Source organism: Streptomyces sp. NPDC029138, from assembly GCF_055564375.1.
The window spans coordinates 247,676-266,668 of record NZ_JBVHWM010000001.1 but is presented as its reverse complement, the minus strand read 5'-3'; the positions used below and the strand labels follow the sequence as shown (position 1 = coordinate 266,668).

At 72.7% G+C, this 18,993-nt stretch carries 15 protein-coding genes and 1 pseudogene; 7 read left to right on the top strand and 9 right to left on the bottom strand.

Annotated elements, in window-relative coordinates; genetic code table 11:
• Window positions 1-69 precede the first annotated feature (69 nt).
• Window positions 70-492 carry a cobalamin B12-binding domain-containing protein gene (locus ACZ4WH_RS01350; RefSeq protein WP_014674463.1) on the bottom strand — a complete coding sequence of 141 codons (423 nt, stop codon included), beginning with the start codon at window positions 490-492 and terminating at the stop codon, window positions 70-72.
• A 223-nt stretch (window positions 493-715) separates the two neighbouring features.
• Between ACZ4WH_RS01350 and ACZ4WH_RS01345 the strand changes: the two genes are divergently transcribed.
• Both ACZ4WH_RS01345 and ACZ4WH_RS01340 read left to right on the top strand, forming a co-directional pair.
• Window positions 716-1,567, top strand: a complete 852-nt coding sequence (locus tag ACZ4WH_RS01345) for an esterase/lipase family protein (RefSeq protein WP_468175065.1) — start codon at window positions 716-718, stop codon at window positions 1,565-1,567.
• A 317-nt stretch (window positions 1,568-1,884) separates the two neighbouring features.
• Window positions 1,885-3,417, top strand: a complete 1,533-nt coding sequence (locus tag ACZ4WH_RS01340) for a M23 family metallopeptidase (protein WP_468175062.1) — start codon at window positions 1,885-1,887, stop codon at window positions 3,415-3,417.
• An 88-nt stretch (window positions 3,418-3,505) separates the two neighbouring features.
• Here the strand turns inward: ACZ4WH_RS01340 and pcrA are convergent, their stop codons facing one another.
• Complete coding sequence (pcrA, locus tag ACZ4WH_RS01335; RefSeq protein ID WP_468175059.1) at window positions 3,506-5,986, bottom strand: DNA helicase PcrA; 2,481 nt, start codon at window positions 5,984-5,986, stop codon at window positions 3,506-3,508.
• Window positions 5,987-6,472: 486 nt separating this feature from the next.
• On the opposite strand from pcrA, the pseudogene ACZ4WH_RS01330 reads away from it, so the two are divergent.
• A pseudogene (locus ACZ4WH_RS01330) lies at window positions 6,473-6,700 on the top strand (glycoside hydrolase); the annotation flags it as partial.
• A 417-nt stretch (window positions 6,701-7,117) separates the two neighbouring features.
• On the top strand, window positions 7,118-7,996 hold the full coding sequence (locus ACZ4WH_RS01325) for a C40 family peptidase (protein WP_468175546.1): 879 nt from the start codon (window positions 7,118-7,120) through the stop codon (window positions 7,994-7,996).
• A 19-nt stretch (window positions 7,997-8,015) separates the two neighbouring features.
• Here ACZ4WH_RS01325 and ACZ4WH_RS01320 read toward each other — a convergent pair whose 3' ends face one another.
• Complete coding sequence (locus ACZ4WH_RS01320) at window positions 8,016-8,369, bottom strand: hypothetical protein (protein ID WP_468175056.1); 354 nt, start codon at window positions 8,367-8,369, stop codon at window positions 8,016-8,018.
• A gap of 583 nt (window positions 8,370-8,952) precedes the next feature.
• Between ACZ4WH_RS01320 and ACZ4WH_RS01315 the strand changes: the two genes are divergently transcribed.
• Window positions 8,953-10,017 carry a C40 family peptidase gene (locus tag ACZ4WH_RS01315; protein WP_468175053.1) on the top strand — a complete coding sequence of 355 codons (1,065 nt, stop codon included), beginning with the start codon at window positions 8,953-8,955 and terminating at the stop codon, window positions 10,015-10,017.
• Window positions 10,018-10,044: 27 nt separating this feature from the next.
• Here ACZ4WH_RS01315 and ACZ4WH_RS01310 read toward each other — a convergent pair whose 3' ends face one another.
• Together ACZ4WH_RS01310 and ACZ4WH_RS01305 are read right to left on the bottom strand one after the other, a co-directional pair.
• Complete coding sequence (locus tag ACZ4WH_RS01310) at window positions 10,045-10,782, bottom strand: LuxR C-terminal-related transcriptional regulator (protein WP_468175050.1); 738 nt, start codon at window positions 10,780-10,782, stop codon at window positions 10,045-10,047.
• Window positions 10,779-12,068 carry an ATP-binding protein gene (locus tag ACZ4WH_RS01305; RefSeq protein ID WP_468175047.1) on the bottom strand — a complete coding sequence of 430 codons (1,290 nt, stop codon included), beginning with the start codon at window positions 12,066-12,068 and terminating at the stop codon, window positions 10,779-10,781. The genes ACZ4WH_RS01310 and ACZ4WH_RS01305 overlap by 4 nt, the downstream gene beginning before the upstream one ends.
• 220 nt (window positions 12,069-12,288) lie before the next feature.
• On the opposite strand from ACZ4WH_RS01305, the gene ACZ4WH_RS01300 reads away from it, so the two are divergent.
• Both ACZ4WH_RS01300 and ACZ4WH_RS01295 read left to right on the top strand, forming a co-directional pair.
• Window positions 12,289-13,731 carry a PspC domain-containing protein gene (locus ACZ4WH_RS01300; protein WP_468175044.1) on the top strand — a complete coding sequence of 481 codons (1,443 nt, stop codon included), beginning with the start codon at window positions 12,289-12,291 and terminating at the stop codon, window positions 13,729-13,731.
• Entirely contained in the window at window positions 13,718-13,933 is a 216-nt protein-coding gene (locus ACZ4WH_RS01295) for a hypothetical protein (RefSeq protein ID WP_468175041.1), read from the top strand. Before ACZ4WH_RS01300 ends, ACZ4WH_RS01295 begins: the two co-directional genes overlap by 14 nt.
• On the opposite strand, the gene ACZ4WH_RS01290 is transcribed toward ACZ4WH_RS01295, so the two are convergent.
• The 4 genes from ACZ4WH_RS01290 to ACZ4WH_RS01275 all read right to left on the bottom strand — a co-directional run bounded on the left by ACZ4WH_RS01290 (window position 13,924) and on the right by ACZ4WH_RS01275 (window position 18,906).
• Window positions 13,924-14,451, bottom strand: coding sequence for a DoxX family protein (locus ACZ4WH_RS01290; RefSeq protein ID WP_468175038.1), 528 nt, complete (start codon window positions 14,449-14,451; stop codon window positions 13,924-13,926). The two genes, ACZ4WH_RS01295 and ACZ4WH_RS01290, sit on opposite strands and share 10 nt — an antisense overlap.
• A 154-nt stretch (window positions 14,452-14,605) precedes the next feature.
• The gene (locus ACZ4WH_RS01285; protein ID WP_468175035.1) at window positions 14,606-15,514 is read right to left on the bottom strand and encodes a hypothetical protein; all 909 of its coding nucleotides are present in this window, start codon (window positions 15,512-15,514) and stop codon (window positions 14,606-14,608) included.
• A 3-nt stretch (window positions 15,515-15,517) separates the two neighbouring features.
• Window positions 15,518-15,883, bottom strand: coding sequence for a hypothetical protein (locus ACZ4WH_RS01280; RefSeq protein ID WP_468175032.1), 366 nt, complete (start codon window positions 15,881-15,883; stop codon window positions 15,518-15,520).
• Window positions 15,884-15,894: 11 nt separating this feature from the next.
• Window positions 15,895-18,906: a CHAT domain-containing protein gene (locus ACZ4WH_RS01275; protein ID WP_468175029.1), complete on the bottom strand. Its 3,012-nt coding sequence runs from the start codon at window positions 18,904-18,906 to the stop codon at window positions 15,895-15,897.
• Between the last annotated feature and the right edge of the window lie 87 nt (window positions 18,907-18,993).

Sequence of the window (18,993 nt, the reverse complement as noted above, 5' to 3'; positions counted from 1 at the left end):
AGCGCACAACCGCCGGAAGCAGCCGTATAACCGCCGGAGGCAGTTCCCGCAACCGCGGAAGGCAGCCGCTCAGCCCCCGGACGCCGCCGGCTGGCGGACGTTCGCCCGGACCCACTCCACGATCGACGCGGTCGTCGCCCCGGGGGTGAAGATCTCCGCGACGCCCTTCTCCTTCAGCGGCGGGATGTCCTCGTCCGGGATGATGCCGCCGCCGAAGACGAGGATGTCCTCGGCCTCCCGCTCCTTGAGCAGGTCGATGACCGCGGCGAACAGCGTGTTGTGGGCTCCGGAGAGGATGGAGAGGCCGATCGCGTCGGCGTCCTCCTGAATGGCGGTGTCGACGATCTGTTCCGGCGTCTGGTGGAGCCCGGTGTAGATGACCTCCATACCGGCGTCGCGCAGGGCCCGCGCGATGACCTTGGCCCCGCGATCGTGGCCGTCGAGCCCCGGCTTGGCGACCACCACGCGGATCGGACCGGCTGCCACACCCATCACTGCCTCCATCAAGCGACCACGGAAGCGATCGCTTCCGTCCGTATCGACAAGTACCGCACTTTTGGCGCGTTCCGCCACCGTCGCGAAGTGAACGAACGTTATCTCCAGCATCCCGCAACCGGCAGTTTTACGGGGCGCGGCGAGGGGGAAATCACATGGTGGGACATGAGGGCACACGGGGGTCGAGCCGTCCTCCGGTGTGCCGACAGGAGGTCGGCCCATGAAGGTCACCGGGGTTTTGCCGCTCTTCCTCCCGCTCTGCCGCCGCCTGTGGCCCGGCAGACTGGCCGGACTCTCCATGACACTGCTCAGGGCGACGGCCCTGGAGGCGGCGATTCTGGCGGGTCACCTCCTGCTGTATCCGACCGGCCTGATCCAGGAGCGCCGCTCCGGGGCCCTGCCCGCCGGGGACGGCGCCACCCGGCTGCCGGTCCGCCCCGCACCACCGGTCGTCCTGCTGCACGGCTTCATCGACAACCGTTCGGTGTTCGTCCTGCTCCGCCGCACCCTCGCCCAGCACGGCAGGCACCGGGTGGAGTCACTCAATTACTCGCCGCTGACCTGCGACATTCGCATCGCGGCCGAGTTGCTCGGCCGGCACATCGAGGAGATCTGCGAGCGCACCGGCAGTGCCCGGGTCGACATCGTCGGGCACAGCCTCGGGGGTCTGATAGCGCGCTACTACGCGCAGTGCCTGGGCGGTGACCTGCGGGTACGCACGCTGGTCACCCTCGGCACCCCGCACTCGGGCACCCGGGTGGCGCCGCTGGCGGACGCGCATCCGATCGTGCGGCAGATGCGGCCCGGCTCTGCGGTGATCGAGGAGCTGGCCCGGCCCGCGCCCGGCTGCCGGACCCGCTTCGTGAGCTTCTGGAGCGACCTGGACTCGCTGATGGACCCGCTGGAGTCGGCCTGCCTGGAGCACCCCGACCTGGACGCGCAGAACGTCCGGGTGACCGGCATCGGCCATCTCGCGCTGCCCGTGCATCCCGCTGTAGCGGCGGGGATACGCGAGGCCCTCGACGCCCCGGACCTCGATGAGCGGGCCGCGGGCGGCCTGACAGTGGCGTGAGTCCGACCGTGGCCTGAGGCCCACCGCAACCGGGCCGGGAAACCGGCGCACAGCCGACACGACAGAGCCCCCGCACAACCGACACGGCACAGCCCGCACAGCCGACGCATCACCGACGCACAGCCGGCACACCGCCACTCGACATCGAACATTCTTCGAACGCAAGGCCAAGGTCGCGTCCCGAGGCCCCGAAACACGGCCGAATGCCCCTTTCCGGCCCACGCGAAACAGGCCGAAGATTGTCGCGCCCACGTACCGCCGGGTACAGTCGCCGCACTGCTCTGGCAGCCCCTGTTGTCGAGGCGAAAGAGAAGTTGGTGAACGACCGTCACCCGTCGGGGAGCATGACCACCCCGGCCCCGGCTTCCGACGCCTCCACCGCGCACTACGCGCCGTACGGGGCACAGGAAGCTCCCTACGACGACCTCACCACGTACGGCGGCTATGACGCCACCGCTTTCACCGGTGGCTCCGGCAACACCACGGCCTTCCACACCGACCCGCTCTTCGGCAGCCTCCCGGGCAGTGAGCAGACCACCGGCGCCTACGACACCACGCACTGGCAGACCGGCACCGGCCAGACGCCGGCCTACGACCCGTACGCGGCGCAGCAGTACGCCGCCTACGACTCCGGTGTCTACGACAGCACCGCCTGGACCGTCCCCGCGCAGCCCACCGGGAACGACGTCAGCGGCCAGTGGGACGCGAACGCCTGGCTGCATCCCGACCCGTCCGGCGCCGCCGACCCCACCCAGCAGTGGGAGTGGGGCACTCAGACCCTCGACACGGGCGCGTACGACGCCACGCAGTGGAACTCCGCGGGGCAGAACGTGCCGGCGCAGTCCGAGCAAGGTGGCGAACCGTTCGATCAGCAGGCCACCGCCACGTTCGAGGCGGTCGGCGACGCGCAGTCCGCGTTCGAGCAGGCGGGCGACCCGCAGGCGACCGCGGCCTTCGAGCAGGTGTCGTACGAGGACACCGCCTTCGACGAACAGCCCGTCGCTGAGGGCGAGTTGGACTCCACCGGCGAACTGCCCGCCGTGACCGGCCTGCTGGACGACCAGGAAGAGGTCACCCCCGCGCCGACGACCCGCGCGGGCTCGCGCAGCGGGGCGCGCTCCCGGCGCCGTACACCCGCCAAGCGCTCCGCGCTGCTGACCGTCGCCGTGCCGTCGGCCTGTGTGATGGGGGTGGCCGGGATCGCCGCCGCCTCGGTCGGCGCGCTCACCGACGACTCCAAGGACACCTCCACCACCGCCGCGGACGCGCAGCCGGTCAAGCCGTCCGTCGCCAACAGCAAGCTGGACAGCCAGCTCAAGACGCTGTCCGCCGGCGCCGACGACTTCGCCGACCGGGCGAGCCGCACCCAGGAGCGGATCGACCTCAAGGCCCAGCAGGAGCTGGAGAAGAAGAAGGCGGCCGCGGAGGCCGCGCTCAAGGAGCGGTTGCGGCCCAAGTTCGCCGTGCCGGTCGCGCAGCACGGGCTCAGCGCCTACTTCGGCCAGGCGGGCATCAACTGGATGTCGGTGCACACCGGCATCGACTTCCCGGTCTCCTACGGCACCACGGTGATGGCCGCGACCGACGGCACCGTCACCACCAAGTGGAACAGCGCCTACGGCAACATGATGATCGTGACGGCGAAGGACGGCACGGAGACCTGGTACTGCCACCTCTCCAGCTACCGCGTCGCCTCCGGTACGACCGTCAAGGCCGGCCAGCCGATCGCCTACTCCGGCAACTCCGGCAACTCCACCGGCCCGCACCTGCATTTCGAGGTGCGGCCGGCGGGCGGGGCGGCCATAGACCCGCTGCCGTGGCTGCGGAGCCACGGACTGGATCCCACGTAAACACCCTCGATCTTACGTAGACACTCTGGATCCCACGTAGACACCGGTTCCGGGCCCCGCTCTTCAGCGGGGCCCTTTCTGCTGTCTGCTACAGCTTCTCCACCGGCGCGTACCGCAGCAGCAGCCGCTTCGGCTTGGCGTCGCCGAAGTCGATCGTCGCCTCCGCGTTCCCGCCCGTGCCCTTCACCCCGACGACCGTGCCGAGCCCGAACTGGTCGTGGGTGACCCGGTCCCCGACGGCCAGCGCGACCACCGGCTTCTCCGCCGTGCGCCGCGTGGCGAACCCGGACGCGCCCGACGCCGAGGAACGCGAGCGGGTCGAGGACAGCGAGGCGGCGATCCCGGACGCCGGCCCGGAGGCCATGGGCGCCGCCGCCCCGGTCCGCTTCCACTCCACATGGGTGGGCGGGATCTCCTCCAGGAAGCGGGAGGGCGGGTTGTACGACGGCTGGCCCCAGGCGCTGCGCATCGCCGACCGCGTGAGGTACAGCCGCTCCCGCGCGCGTGTGATGCCGACGTACGCCAGGCGCCGCTCCTCCTCCAGTTCCTTGGTCTCGCCGAGGGCGCGCATGTGCGGGAAGACGCCGTCCTCCATGCCGGTCAGGAACACGACCGGGAACTCCAGGCCCTTGGCGGTGTGCAGGGTCATCAGCGTGATGACGCCGTCGCCGTCCTCCTCGTCCGGGATCTGGTCGGAGTCGGCGACCAGGGCGACCTGCTCCAGGAAGTCGGCCAGGGTCCCCTGCTCGCCCTCACCCCGCTCCTGCTCGAACTCCAGGGCCACGGCCGCGAGTTCCTGGAGGTTCTCGATCCGGGTCTCGTCCTGCGGGTCGGTGGAGGCCTGCAACTCGGCCAGATAACCGGTGCGTTCGAGGACGGCCTCCAGCACGGTGGCCGGTCCGGCGCCGGACTCGACGATCGTCCGCAGGTCCTCCATCAGCGTGTTGAACCGCTTGACCGCGTTGGTGGAGCGCGCGGCCATGCCGTAGGCCTCGTCCACGCGCTTCAGGGCCTGCGGGAAGCCGATCTTCTCGCGCTGGGCGAGGGCGTCGATCATCGCCTCCGCGCGCTCGCCGATGCCCCGCTTGGGCACGTTGAGGATGCGGCGCAGCGGCACCGAGTCCTCGGGGTTGGCGAGGACGCGCAGGTAGGCGAGGACGTCCCGGACCTCCTTGCGCTCGTAGAAGCGGACCCCGCCGACGACCTTGTAGGGCAGGCCGACGCGGATGAAGACCTCTTCGAAGACACGGGACTGGGCGTTCGTGCGGTAGAAGACGGCGACGTCTCCCGCGCGTGCGTGGCCCGCGTCGACCAGGCGGTCTATCTCTTCGGCGACGAACTGGGCCTCGTCGTGCTCGGTGTCGGCGACGTACCCGACGATCCGGGCGCCCTGGCCGGCGTTGGTCCACAGGTTCTTCGGGCGGCGGGACTCGTTGCGCTCGATGACCGCGTTGGCGGCGGACAGGATGGTCTGCGTGGAGCGGTAGTTCTGCTCCAGCAGGATCGTCGTCGCGTTCGGGTAGTCCTCCTCGAACTGGAGGATGTTGCGGATCGTCGCGCCCCGGAAGGCGTAGATCGACTGGTCCGCGTCACCCACGACGCAGAGTTCGGCGGGCGGGATGTCGTACTCGCTGGGCGGGGCGTCCTCATCGTGTTCGCCGGTGCCGACGAGTTCACGTACGAGCGCGTACTGGGCGTGGTTGGTGTCCTGGTACTCGTCCACCAGAACGTGCCGGAAGCGGCGGCGGTAGTGCTCGGCGACGTCCGGGAAGGCGCGCAGCAGGTTGACCGTCGTCATGATCAGGTCGTCGAAGTCCAGCGCGTTCGCCTCGCGCAGCCGCGACTGGTACAGGGCGTAGGCCTGCGCCAGGGTCTTCTCGAAGCCGTCGGTGGCCTGGGCGGCGAAGTCCTCCTCGTCGATCAGCTCGTTCTTCAGGTTGCTGATCTTGGCGCTGAAGGACTTCGGCGGGAAGCGCTTGGGGTCGAGGTCCAGGTCGCGGCAGACGAGGGCCATCAGGCGCTTGCTGTCGGCGGCGTCGTAGATCGAGAACGACGAGGTGAAGCCGAGCTTCTTGCTCTCCCGCCGCAGGATGCGCACGCACGCGCTGTGGAAGGTCATCACCCACATCGCGTTCGCGCGCGGGCCGACGAGCTGCTCGACGCGCTCCTTCATTTCGCCCGCGGCCTTGTTGGTGAAGGTGATCGCGAGGATCTGGCCCGGGTGGACGTTCCGCTCGGCGAGCAGGTAGGCGATGCGGTGGGTCAGCACGCGGGTCTTGCCGGAGCCGGCGCCGGCGACGATGAGCAGCGGGGAGCCGGCGTGCGCGACCGCGGCGCGCTGGTTCTCGTTCAGCCCCTCCAGCAGGGCCGCCGCGTCGAGCGCGGGGCGCGGGGCGCCGTCACGGTAGTAGGTGTCCCGGTCCGGTGGCACGTCGAACTTCCCGCCGAACAGATCGTCCGGAAGCGACTCCGGAGCGTGATCGTCCTCGGGCGGTGGCGGAGATTCCTCCTCGTGCCCGCGTGGGGTCTGGAGGTCCGCCAGGAAGCTGTCGTCAAAGAGGCTGCTCATCGCTCTACGAGTCTAGGGCGCCCCACCGACAACCGGTCGCCGTCCCCGGAACATGGCGGCCCCGGGCGCGAGTTGATCTTCGCCCTGATCATGCGGGCCGACCGCTCACGCATCGGAAGCGCCTGGTCACGCGTACGTGAACCTGTACGCGCCCTGGAAAAAGGTCACGGAAATGTATCGGACATACCTCGCAGCAACCTTCACAGAAGACACACGAGTTGGCTAGGTTTCCGTCAGGCCGCACGACCCCCCTCCGGCGAACGTCGCCGGGCCGCGCGGCCTCCGCCGAGTCCGGCGCGCCCCGCACGGTGCCCGGAGCCGGGGACCCACCGATCCTGGGGTGAATCGGCCGACTCCCGCCCGGGACGACGCCGTAGGGCAACCCTTCCGAGCACCCGCCCGAACCCTCCCCAGGCCCCTGAACGAAGGCCTGGGTACCCCCACCGCTGACCCCGGTAGGCGGCAGTACGGAAGGAGTCGCCTCCCTTGGCGTCGCACCGCAAGCCGCGCCCCGGCGGAACCCAGGGAGCGGGCGCCCGCACCCCCGCCCTCGCCACCGCCGCCCTCACCTCCGTGGCCGTCCTCTCCCAGACGGCCGAGGCCACGCCTTCGCCGACTCCCGGCCGCCCGAGCCAGGAGGAGATCGAACGCAAGATCGACGACTTTTACCGCCGCGCGGAATCAGCGGCCGAGGCGGCGGAGGCGCAGAGGGACGGGGGCCGGGGCGACCGGGGGGCTGGGCGAGGCGACCGGGCTGCCTGGGGTGCCGACCGAGGGGCCTGGGGTGCCGACCGGGGTGCTGGTCCAGGCGACCGAGGGGCCTGGGGTGCCGACCGAGGGGTTGGTCGAGCGGACCAGGGGGCTCGGTCAGCTGATCGGGGGGTCGAACGCACCGACCTGGGTACCGGGCGGGCCGAACCGGGCGCTGGGTGGGCCAGCCGGGGAGGAGTCGGTCGGGCTGCGGGGGCCGGGCGGTCCAAGGGGGCTGACCGAGGCGAGCGGGGCGAGCCGGCCGAGGCCTCGCGGCGACGCGCGGACAGCCTCCAGCGGCTCCGGGACGAGGTCGCCCGCCGTGCTCAGCACCGCGGCCTCGCCGGACAGCGGGCTGTGATCCCGAGCCAGGACGGCAGCGTGCCGACCCACCGGAGCATGCTCCCCGCCCAGCGCGGCTCGATCCCGCCGCAACGCGGCACCATCCTGGCCCAGCACGGCTCCGTCGGCGCCGGGGACACTGTGATGATGCCGCCCGCCGGGGACGCGGCCCTCGCCCGGCCTGTCGGGGATACGGCCGTTCCCGCGCTCATTCGGGACACAGGTGTCGCGGCGCCCGCTCCGGGCCCAGTCGCCACCCCGGCAGCCCCGTCCACCCCCGACATGGCCGCCGCCCCGCTCGCGCCGGACATCCTCACCGCACCGCCCGCGGACCGTCAGGCGGAGGTAGCCGCCAGCGGCCCGAAGGCGGCCAAGGCGACCGTGCAGAAAAAACTCGCCCACGCGCGCGTGCTGCTGTCCCAGCGGGCGGCACAGACCACTGCCGCTCGCCCCACCGCCACGGGGCCCAGCGCCGCGCCATCCCCCGTCGCACCTATCACCGCCACGACCCCATCGACCCCGACAACCCCAGCAGCCGCCACCACACCACCCGGCACCTACGCGACCAAGGCCAAGAAGGCCATCGCCTTCGCCCGGGCCCAGCTCGGGAAGCCGTGCGTGTGGGGCGCCGCAGGCCCCGGCTCCTATGACTGCGCCGGCCTCACCCAGGCCGCCTGGAAGTCCGCCGGCGTCACCCTCCCCCGCACCGCGCGCGAGCAGGCCGACGCCGGCACCCCGGTCGCACCCGCCGACGCACGCCCCGGCGACCTCGTCTTCTTCCATGACGACGCCGGCCACGTCGGCCTCTGCACGGGCGACGGCATGATGATCCACGCCCCCAGGCCGGGCGCGTACGTCCGCGAGGAACCGGTCACCGGCGCCGAGGCGGCCGTCCACAGCGTGGTGCGGCCGGGCTGACCCCGCAGCGCGCCGAGGATCAGGTCCAGAGGACGGCGATGAAGATGTTGGCCGTGGTCAGCAGGCCGACCAGCCCGAAAAGACCCTTGTCGATCCGCTCCTCGTCGCGCTTCACATAGACCAGGCCGAGGATCACGATCAGCAGCGCGAGCTTCACGCCGATCTTGATGTTGTTGACGTGCTGATCGTCGGCCTGGTTGAGGCCGACCAGGGCCACGCCGGTGACCAGCATGGTCAGCGCACCGTGCAGCATCCCGGGCACGAACCGGGCCGTGCCCTGGCCCATCGCCTTCATCTGGGTGAGGAAACCGCCGAGCAGCGCGGCGATGCCGATGATGTGCAGGCCGACGAAGAGATGGATGAGTACGTCCATGGAGCCGGAGCCTAACCAGCCCCCTCCGCCCCTCCAGTCACCGGCCCTCCAACCCTCCCGTCACCGGGCCTCCGACCCTGCCCTCACCAGGCGCAGCGCCCCTCCCAGCCACCAGGCCCAGCGGCCCTTCCCCCACCAGGCCCAGCAACCCTCCGTCACCGGACTCAACGGCGACCCTCCGTCACCACACCCACCCACGAACCCGGCGACCCGGCAGCCCGGCCCAAGTGACCTTGCATATATGCGCCCTATAGCACCCCACAACCCCCGCCAGCCCCACTTTCCGCTCTTCGGTCAGCACGCCCCGTAAAGACGACGACTCCAGCCCGCCCACGCGGTCACATACGGTCACGCCCCGGTCTGTCGGGGCCAGTTCCGTACACCGCGTTACCTACTCGTCACCGTCCGGCCTACCGTCCTCCCCCAGGTGACCGGCTCCCCACCGCCGCCCGGGCCAGGGGCGGCGGTCGGCCACCACCGCCGAGAAAGGCCCGGCGGCGGCCCGCTCCCCCTGTGCGGGCCGCCGCGGGGCGTACTGACCGGCTCGGTCGTACGAGTCGTACGGAAGGACGTGACTGTCCAGGTGGCAGCGCACCGCAAGCGCCCGCAACGCCCGCTCAGCGGCCATACGGCCCGGACGGCCGCCACTCTCGCCCTTGCGGGCGCGGCCACCGCGACCGCCTTCGACGGGACGGGGCACGCCGAACCGCAGCTGACGCCGGCCCAGGTGAAGGCCAAGGTGGAGACCTTGTACCGGGAGGCCGAGGCCGCCACCGAGAAGTACAACGGGACGAAGGAGAAGGCGGACGCGGCCCAGCGGCGGCTGAGCGCGCTCCAGGACGAGACCGCCCGCAAGCAGACGAAGCTCAACTCGGCCCGGGAGGCGCTGGGTTCGATCGCTGCCGCGCAGTACCGGGACGGCGGCATCGACCCGGCCTGGCAACTCGCCCTCTCCAGCGACCCCGACCGGTACCTGGACGGCGCTGCCTTCGCGGAGCGGGCCGGTGACCGGCAGGCCGCCGCGGTGTCCGGGGTGCGCCGACAACTGCGGGAGATCGAGCGGTTGCGCGGTGCCGCGCGCATCGAGGTGAAGTCGCTGCGGTCACGGCAGGCGGAGCTGAGACGGCAGAAGAAGACCGTCACCGGCAAGCTGGACGAGGCCCGGCGGCTGCTGGCGCTGCTGGCCCCGCCGCGGCGGACCGAGGTCACCGGTGCCGGCGGCACGGGCACCCACGTCTCCCGGTCGGCCACCGACGCGCGGCAGCCGCTGGAGCGGCCCGGGTCGGCCCCCGCCCCGACCTCCCGCGCGGCGGCGGCCGTCGCCTATGCCTACGACAAGCTCGGCAGCCCCTATGTGTGGGGCGCCACCGGCCCGAACGCCTTCGACTGCTCGGGCCTGGTGCAGGCCGCCTACCGCTCCGCCGGCATCTCCCTGCCCCGCACCACCTACGCCCAGATCAACGCGGGCCGGCGGGTCTCCCGCTCCGAACTCCAGCCGGGTGACCTGGTGTTCTTCTACTCCGGGATCAGTCACGTCGGCATCTATGTGGGCAACGGCCAGATGATCCACGCCCCGAACCCCTCGGCACCGGTCCGCCTCGCCCCGATCGACCAGATGCCGTTCGCGGGGGCGACCAGGGTGGAGTGAGGGGCGGCTGCGGGGTGGGCCCAGGGGTCAGACCAGCCGGCGTGCGGTCGCCCAGCGGGTCAGTTCGTGCCGGTTGGACAGCTGGAGCTTGCGCAGGACCGCCGAGACATGGGACTCGACCGTCTTCACCGAGATGAACAGCTGCTTGGCGATCTCCTTGTAGGCGTAGCCCCGGGCGATCAGGCGCAGCACCTCCCGCTCCCGCTGGGTGAGGCGGTCCAGGTCCTCGTCCACCGGCGGGGCGTCGGTCGAGGCGAAGGCGTCCAGGACGAACCCGGCCAGTCTCGGGGAGAAGACGGCGTCGCCCTCCTGGACGCGGAAGATCGAGTCGACCAGGTCGGTGCCGGTGATCGTCTTCGTGACATAGCCGCGGGCGCCGCCGCGGATCACCCCGATGACGTCCTCCGCCGCGTCCGACACGGACAGCGCGAGGAAGCGGACCGGCTGCTCGGCGTCCGCCATCAACGCCGCGCACCGGCGCAGCACTTCGACCCCGCCGCCGCCGGGCAGGTGGACGTCGAGCAGGACCACCTCGGGCCGGGTGGCGGTGACGACCGCGACCGCCTGGTCGACGTCCGCGGCCTCGCCGACCACCTCGACCCCGGTCTCGGCGGTCTGGCCGATCTCGGCCTGGACGCCGGTACGGAACATGCGGTGGTCGTCCACCAGCACCACCCGTACGTGCCGCCCGCCGGCGCCGGTCCGGCCGGACTCGGCCGGCTCCGCCGCTCCAGCCGTGCCGTTCGCCTCGGTCGCGTCGCTCATGACGTCTTCTCCGCCCTCTCCATCTCCAGCTCGACCTCGGTTCCGCCGCCCGGCACCGCCCGCAGCCGGGCCGTGCCGCCGTTGCGCTCCATGCGGCCGATGATCGATTCTCTGACACCCATGCGGTCGGCGGGTATCGCGTCGAGGTCGAAGCCGGGGCCGCGGTCCCGTACGGACACGAAGACCGTCTTTCCCTCGACTTCGGCGTACACCTGTACGGCACCGCCCTCGCCACCGTACTTGGCGGCGTTCACCATCGCCTCGCGCGCGGCCTGCATCTGCGCACCGGTTCTCTCGTCGAGCGGGCAGTCGCCGACGATCACGACCTCGATGGGCACGCCGTGCTTGTCCTCCACCTCGGCGGCGTTGCGGCGCACCGCCTCGGCGACCGTGTCCGGTTCGTCGGCCTCGTCCTTGCCGGTGCCCTCCGGCTTGTACAGCCAGGTGCGCAGGTCGCGCTCCTGGGCCCGGGCGAGGCGACGCACCTCCCCCGCGTTGTCGGCGTTGCGCTGGATCAGGGTGAGGGTGTGCAGCACGGAGTCGTGGACGTGGGCGGCGACCTCGGCGCGCTCCTGGGCGCGGATGCGCATCAGGCGTTCCTCGGACAGGTCCTGGGTCATGCGGACCAGGTAGGGACCGGCGAGCAGGGTGATGCCGACCAGGACGGCGAGCGCGGCCTGCAGAACGGCGCCGAGGTGGGCGGTGGAGCCCTGGAGGACGAAGATGGCGGAGACACCGGCCGTGACGAGCAGGACGCCACCGGCCGCGCGCAGCAGGGTGAGGGTGCGGCGCCGGCGGCCGGCCTCGGCCCAGCGGGCCCGGCGGGCGTTGTCCGCCTGGCGCCAGACCAGGGCGACACCGGCGGCGACGAGCACGGCGGGCACCAGATACGCCTTGGTGGCGCTGCCCAGGTTCACGCTGCCCACGAAGACCACGGACACGATGACCATGAGGAGCAGTGCGACGATCTGTCCCCGGTCCGGCTTGCGGGCCACCAGTCTGCGGCGGCCGTCCGGCGAGGTCTCCGTGCCCACCAGCGAGGGCTTCTGGTCGCCGACGCCGCCGATGCCGAGCGGCACGAAGAACCAGAACGCGGCGTACAGCAGCGCTCCGAGTCCGTCGGCCATGAACAGGCCGACGAAGACGAGCCGCACCCACACGACGGGCAGCCCGAGATGCCCGGCGAGGCCCCGCGCCACTCCGCCGAGCCAGCGTCCGTCGCTGCTGCGGTAGAGCTTGCGCGGTGGCCGCGGGTCGTCGAGTGGCAGGCTTGCGGCTTCCGGCATGCCAACGATGGTCACACGAGCGGCGGGACAGAGCATCAGGGTCGGCCCCCGAGACGCCCCTGATCTTCCGCCGGGCCGGTCCGGGTGGCCGGTTCGGCGGGCGCTGCGCGGCGGTCCGTGCCGCTCGAACGCTTCCCCGCCCCGTCTCAGGGCCGATTTCAGGGTTGGCCCAGGGTCGTCCCGACTGCCGCCGCGGCGGCCGGGCCGTCACCATGGACGCATGACGGATCACGAGCACGCCGCGACGGGTCCGGGACCCGGCCCCGGCCCGCGCCCGGCCCCGGGCACCGGGCCGACGGATGCCGCGCCCGCCGCGACGGAAGAGACGGGAGCGGCCGGCACCGGCCCCCACTCCCCCAGGCACGAGCCGGAGCGGCAGGAGGGCACCAAGGTGCCCGACCGGTTCCGGCGCGACCGCCGGCACAAGATGATCGCGGGCGTGTGCGCGGGGCTCGGCCGCCAGACCGACATGGACCCGGTCATCTTCCGGATCACGCTGGCCGTGCTGTCCGCGACCGGCGGTCTGGGCCTCATCTTCTACGGCTTCGCCTGGCTCCTGGTGCCGTACGAGGACGAGGAGGAGAACGAGCTGCGCAAGCTCTTCACCGGCCGGGTCGACGGCCAGGCGCTGGCCGCCGTGCTGTTCGCGCTGGTCGGCTGCGGGATCTTCCTGACGATGCTGCGGAACGGCGGGGTGCTGGCGTTCGCCACGGTGCTCTCGTTGTTGCTCGCGGGCGCGGGTTACTGGTCGCGGCGCCGTGGCGCCCCCGACCCCGACCCCCTGGCCGCGCAGGCCGCGGCCGACGCCCCGCCGGAGGCCCAGGCTCCGCCGGTCGTCACCACCTACCCCTCCTGGTGGCGGGACCCGATCGTCAAGGACGGCACCCATGTGGGCGGCACGGGCTATCTGTGGGGGCCCGGCGACGCCCGCGAGCGCGATCTCACCTCGGTCGTGGACGTCGGCATACCCAACCCCTGGATCCACCCCGGGGCGATACAGACGCCGCACGCCGCGCCCCCGAGACCGCGCGGCCCGCGCTGGATCGGCGGCTGGGTGTTCCTGCTGGCCCTGCTGGCGGGCGGCCTGGGCACCGGGCTCCGCTGGGACACGCACCCGCTGGGCACCAGCCTTCAGACCGGACTGGCGTGCGCGCTGGCGGTGTTCGGCCTGGGCATCACGCTCAGCGCGTTCCTGGGCCGGACCGGGGCCGGGACGGTGTTCCTGGCGCTGGTCACGGCGGGCCTGCTCGCCGGGGCGGCGGCGCTGCCCCGGGACATCACCACCGACTGGCGGGAGACGTCCTGGAAGCCGGTAGCGGCGGCCCAGGTGCGGTCCGGGTACGACCTCGGCACCGGGCGGGGCACCTTGGATCTGACCCGGGTGCACCCGGCCAAGGGGCGGACGGTCGCGACGGACGCCCGGGTGGGCGCGGGACAGCTGAAGGTGATCGTGCCGGCGGACGCGGCGGTGCGGCTGAGCATCGATGTGGGCGTGGGCGACATCCGGTTGCCCGGGGACAGCGGAAAGGACGTGGACGTGCAGCCCGGCAGGCACAGGGAGGTGACGCTGGCACCGGCCAAGGGTGCCGGGAAGGGCGGCACGCTGGATCTGACGCTCGGCGTCGGAGTGGGACAGGTGGAGGTCAGCCGTGCTGCGTCATGAGTTCCAGCCCGGGAAGCTGGTCGCCGGGCTCTTCCTGACCGCCACCGCTGTGGCCTTCGCGGGGGACGCGGGCGGTCTGTGGGAGACGCCGTGGTTCGCGGTCGTCCCCCTGGTCGTGGGCGGGCTCTGCCTGGCCGGCGTCGCGGCGGCGCTGACCCGGGGGATACGCAGACGGGGCGGCGCCGAGGGCGGTCAGCGGTAGCCGCCGGTCATCCGACGCCGGGCCCGCCAGGCCGCGTCGACGGAGAGATAGGGGGTGCCGGCGAGGATCAGGGGGAGCCAGGCCATCAGATAGGCGAGGTCGTTGCCGTAGTAGTAGGGGGTGGTCGCCCAGCTCACGGTCAGCCAGAGGCTGAGGGAGATCAGCGCGCCGCCGAGTGCGGCCAGCCGGCCGAACAGGCCGAGCAGGATGCCGATGCCGACGGCCAGTTCACCGAGGGCGACGGCGTAGCCGAAGCCGACCGGGCTCTTCAGGGCCAGGTCGACCAGGGCCGGGATGGCGGCGGAGTCGCGGGCCGCGCGCATGGTGTCGCCGATGGAGCCGGCGCCGCCGGACTTCATGAACGCGCTGTCGGTGAGCTTGTCCAGACCGGCGTAGAGGAAGGTGACGCCCAGGAAGACGCGCAGTGGCAGCAGGGCGTAGTGGCTGGCGGTGTCCCGCCAGGTGCGGTGGCCGTCCAGCCGTGTGGTGTGCATGTCCGTCCGCATCCCGTGGGTCATCGCTGCCAGCCGCCTCTCGCCCGCCGAGCACCCCTCACTTGACCATACGTATGACGAAGGGAGCCCGTTCAATCCTGTCCTGAAGGATTTTCCGGATTTCGGGCGTCGACGTGCGCGGGGGGGGGGTGGGCTTCATGGGGGCCTCACGTGGGTCTCACGTGGCCTTGCGGGCGATGCGGTTCAGGGCGAGACCCAGGCGGCGGTCGGCCGGCCCGTCGGCCGATCCGGCGAGCCCGATCTCCTCCGCCAGTCGTCGCAGGTGGACGTCGACCGCGGACTCCACGTACTCGGCGAGTGCCGCCGCGGCCTGCGGCACCCGCCGCCGTGCCAGAAGCCCCGTCACGACGGCAGCCACGGCGGCCGGCCACCAGAAGCACCCGAGGACGGCGTAGCAGGCGGCCCATACGGATCCGGTCACGGCGGTGTCGAAGCGGGTCCGGACGGTGCGCAGTTCGGTCCGCACGTCCTCCGGCAGCACCATCCACAGCCGGGGCCAGCAGGCGGCGAGGTCGATGCCGTACTGGGTGTCCAGGCGGACGACGGTGGCCGCGAGCCGGTCGCCGGTGTACGTGGGTCGTGCCGGCCGTGCGAGCGCGATGTGGTCGCGGCGGACGGTGATCGCGTCGATCTCCTGGCGGACGTCCGCCGTCCGGTCGCGGGCCGGACGGGGGGTGCGCAGTCGGTCGATGTCCCTCTGGAGATCGTCCCAGTGCCGTGCCCGGCGGGCGGTCAGCCGGTCGGCCAGCGGGCGGAGCGGGCCGGGCCAGTCCCCCGTCCAGATCCGTACGGCACCGTCGCCGCACGTCCGTACCAGCGTGCCGACGGCGACGGCGGCGAGGATGAGCACCGCCGCGGCGGCGAGCTGTCCGCCGGCGGACCAGTGCCCCGCTGTCGTCGTCCAGTGGCCGACGCGCCTCAGGAGGAGGGACCAGTCGAGTGCGTGGGCGTGGCCGAGGACGGCGGCGGTGGCGGTGGCTCCCACGAACAGCAGGCCGGGGGCCGCCAGCGCGGTCAGCCACTTCTCGGCCAGTTTCTCGCCGAGTCCGTCGAGGACCGGGGCCACCGGTCATGCCTCCACGACGCGCAGCGGTCTGTCGTACAACCAGCAGCGCCCGCCGGCCGGGATCGTGCCGCTGGGCCGCCGGGGCTCGTTCAGGCCGCACCAGCCTTCGGGGCAGCGGTAGACCTCGCCGCCGGCGCGGGGCACGGCACCGGGGAGGACGGAGTCGCCCGGTTCCCATCCGCGTACCGCGCTCTCCGGGCCGGTCAGGACGTGTTCCGGCACGTCCAGGGCGTCGATCGCCTGCCGCACCGTGGCCGACCCGTCGAGCACGGACCGCACGGCGGCGCGCAGTGCGGCTCCCTCGTACTCCTCGGGCAGCCATTCGAGCGCCGCGCAGAAGCCGGCGCGCAGTCCGCGTTCGTCGTCCACCGGGCACCTCCTCACAGTCCGTGGTGAATGACCGAGCCCCAGAACAGCGGATCGCGGTAGCGGCGGTGCTCTCGCAGCACACCGATGGCCCGGTGCAGGGCGACCGCGGCGGGCGGGGTGCCGGGGGCGGTGAGATGGCGGTACACCTCGCCGGCGAGCAGGGGGCCCATCTCGTCGTCGACGGTCCACAGGCTGCCGATCACCTGCCGGTAGCCGCAGAGCTGGAAGGCGGAGGCCACCGAGATGACCTCGTCGGCCAGTTCCTCGCCGGGTGCGGCGCTGTGGCAGGCGGAGAGGTAGGCGAACCGGGCGTCCGTCAGCCGCTCCCCCGCCAGTTCCCGCAGGGTCAGTTCCCCGCCGTGCAGGAGCAGTCGGCTGCGCGCGGGGTCCGCGGGGTCCCGTATGCCGTGGCAGGCCAGGTGGGCGTGGGTGTGGGCGCGCAGCGCGGACAGCACCGCCTGTGGCGTGGCCTCGGTGCCCCGCAGCACGTCCCGGCGGCCCGGCAGTTCGGCGATGGCGGCCAGTTCGTCGTCCAGGGCGGCCAGCGGGGGATGCGCACCGCCGGCGTCCACGGCCACGGCCAGGAGGGAGGCGGGATCCTCGCCGGTGACCGGCAGGGAACGGGCGTGCAGCAGGGCACCCAGCGTCGGGGTGAACGAGGAGACGACCCGGTCATGGGTGTGGACCGGCCCGTCCGGCCCCTCCTCCAGCACAGCGGCGTGCAGCGGGAGGACGGACAGGACCCCGGTCGGGCACCACCACAGCCGCGTCAGGGGCGCGCCGGGGTCCGCCGGTCCTGCCAGGTCCAGGTGGGCGAGGACGGGACGCACGATGTGGGCCCCGAGCCAGCGCAGCGTGTCCTTCAGCTCCCTGTCCGCCCGCAGCCGCTCGCGGCCCGTCGCCTCGCGGAGCCGGGTCACGGCGGTGCGGAAGGCATCGGCGCGTCGGCCGATGTCGTCCTGGGTGACGTCGAGCGGCAGTATGTCCACGCGGCCGGGTCCGCCGGGCGGCCGGGTCACGAGCAGCACGAAGCAACCCCACGCGGAAACGTTGATCACGGCGACGGGTCCGTCTGCCGCGGCCTCGGTCAGCCGCTCCCAGCCGGGCGGCTCGTGGAAGTCCTCCCACGTCTCCAGGGCGCGGATGGCCGTGACCACCTGGTCGAACTCCGCCGCTGCCGCCTTGCGCTCCTCGGGGCCGCGCTGCCGCGCGACCAGCTCGGCACAGACCCGCGCGAACCGTTCGGCGAGTTCGGGCGAGGCGGCGGCGAGGTCGTCGTGCCGACCGCGCAGCCGCAGGGCCTGGGCGAGCAGGACACCGCGTCCCTGTTCCAGCCGGACGAGTGCTTCCTGGGGCCGTCCGGCCATGACCGAGGCGGTCGCGGCGACGGTGGCCAGCGAGGACACCTCGCGCAGCCGTGTCTCCTGCGACTCCCGGCCCAGCGCGAGACCGGCCAGCTTGGGCAGCAGTTCGGTCAGCGCCAGGCGGAAGCCCTCGCGGGCGAGGTCCAGGGCACCGATCGTGACCGCGTGGATGCCCCACCCGTAGGCGCAGCGCAGGCGGGTGCGGATGTCCTCGGTGGGCGCGAGAGCGGTGGCCCTGTACTGGTCGATGGCGTCGGCGATGTCCCGTTCTTCGCCGAAGAGCCTGCCCCGTTCCGCCAGCAGGTGGGCCAGCTCCATGCGCGCGAGCTGCCGGGTGGGGCCGGTGCCCGGGGAGCCGTCCGCGATCTTGCGCAGGATCGCCTCGGCCCGGCGCAGGTCCGCGGCCCGGCGTCGGTGCGTGCCGAGTCTGCGCAGCGCGACGGCCAGCTTGATTGCCATCACGGGGTGGTCGTGCTGGGTCGGCGGCGTGGCGGTCACGGCGAAGGTCAGGTGCTCGACGGCCTCGTCGAGGTCCGCCGCGCGCTCGTACCGGTCGAACCGCGCGGTGAGGACGGCGGCCAGGTTGGTCAGCCGCTGGGGGTGGGCGGGCGAGGCGGCCACGGCGGGGTCGCAGCCGTCCCGGACGGCGCTCGTGGCCGCGTCGAGGTCGGCGGGGTCCTGGGAGTGGACGTACCGGTCGAGCCGCGCGAGGCCCAGGAAGGAGGCGACCGACGCCCGGCTCTCGGCGTCCAGCGCCTCGCTCGCGAGCGCGGCCCGCAGCTCGGTGACCGAGGCGTCGAGGTCGGTCAGCTCGCCCGTGATCTCGAACCGCATCCGCAGCACCTGCCCCAGTTCGGCGCGGCGCAGACTGCGGTCCGGTTCCCCGGCCGTGGACGTGGCCAGAACCGTGTGCAGCCGGTCGATGGCCGCGTCGAGGCGTTCCAGGCCGCCGTCCCGCATGTACGCGGTCACCTCGGCCGCCGGGCTTCCCTCGGCCGGCGTCTTCGGTGGTGCCTTGGCCAGTGCCGACGCGAGGCCGACCAGCATCCCGTCACGGAACTGGTCGTCGGCGGGCAGCTCGGCGAGGGCCAGGCGCATGAGGCCGATCCCGCGCGCTCGGGCGTCCTCCGGTCCGACGCCGAGGTCGGACATCGCGAGGAGGCCGGTGCCGAAGCCGAAGGCGAGGTGCGGCCCGGACTCTCCGCCGCGGGCTTCTTCCCAGGCGTGCCCCAGGAGCGCGCCGGCCACCATGACGGCGTCCGGGTCCTTCTCGCCGGTGCCGGCGACGAGCAGCGCCCTGCCCACGGCGTGCACGGTCTCGTACAGCGGCACGTCCTCCGGCGGACGCTCGGCGAAGGCGTCACGCAGCGGCTGCGGTACGGCCGCGGGCCGCACCGCGTGCACGATCCGCATGAGGAAGCCGCACGCGTGCCGCTCCCAGGTCTCCCCGCGTTCGGGCAGATGCTGCAAGCGTTCCAGGTAGTAGGCGGCCGCCAGGTACACGACGTCGAGGACGTCGGGGTCCGCGGCGGCGTGCGCCGGGGTGAGCCGGTCGCGGTGGTCGAAGACGTGCGCCGCGATGTTGCGGTGGGTCTCCGACGCCAGCACTTCTTCCGGCGCGACGTGCGACCACAGCCTCAGCGCGTCCGGTTCGGACATCGCCGCATGGATGACAGCGCGTATCGGCGCGCTCAGTTCCCGCATCCCCGTACCCCCCACCGCGTCCACGTCGTCGGCCGCGGTTGG

What these genes read in the sequence shown, in the direction of transcription:
- ACZ4WH_RS01350 (WP_014674463.1), bottom strand. Translation starts at nt 492, where the DNA reads ATGGGTGTGGCAGCCGGTCCGATCCGCGTGGTGGTCGCCAAGCCGGGG.
- ACZ4WH_RS01345 (WP_468175065.1), top strand. Translation starts at nt 716, where the DNA reads ATGAAGGTCACCGGGGTTTTGCCGCTCTTCCTCCCGCTCTGCCGCCGC.
- pcrA (WP_468175059.1), bottom strand. Translation starts at nt 5,986, where the DNA reads ATGAGCAGCCTCTTTGACGACAGCTTCCTGGCGGACCTCCAGACCCCA.
- ACZ4WH_RS01320 (WP_468175056.1), bottom strand. Translation starts at nt 8,369, where the DNA reads ATGGACGTACTCATCCATCTCTTCGTCGGCCTGCACATCATCGGCATC.
- ACZ4WH_RS01310 (WP_468175050.1), bottom strand. Translation starts at nt 10,782, where the DNA reads ATGAGCGACGCGACCGAGGCGAACGGCACGGCTGGAGCGGCGGAGCCG.
- ACZ4WH_RS01305 (WP_468175047.1), bottom strand. Translation starts at nt 12,068, where the DNA reads ATGCCGGAAGCCGCAAGCCTGCCACTCGACGACCCGCGGCCACCGCGC.
- ACZ4WH_RS01300 (WP_468175044.1), top strand. Translation starts at nt 12,289, where the DNA reads ATGACGGATCACGAGCACGCCGCGACGGGTCCGGGACCCGGCCCCGGC.
- ACZ4WH_RS01290 (WP_468175038.1), bottom strand. Translation starts at nt 14,451, where the DNA reads ATGACCCACGGGATGCGGACGGACATGCACACCACACGGCTGGACGGC.
- ACZ4WH_RS01275 (WP_468175029.1), bottom strand. Translation starts at nt 18,906, where the DNA reads ATGTCCGAACCGGACGCGCTGAGGCTGTGGTCGCACGTCGCGCCGGAA.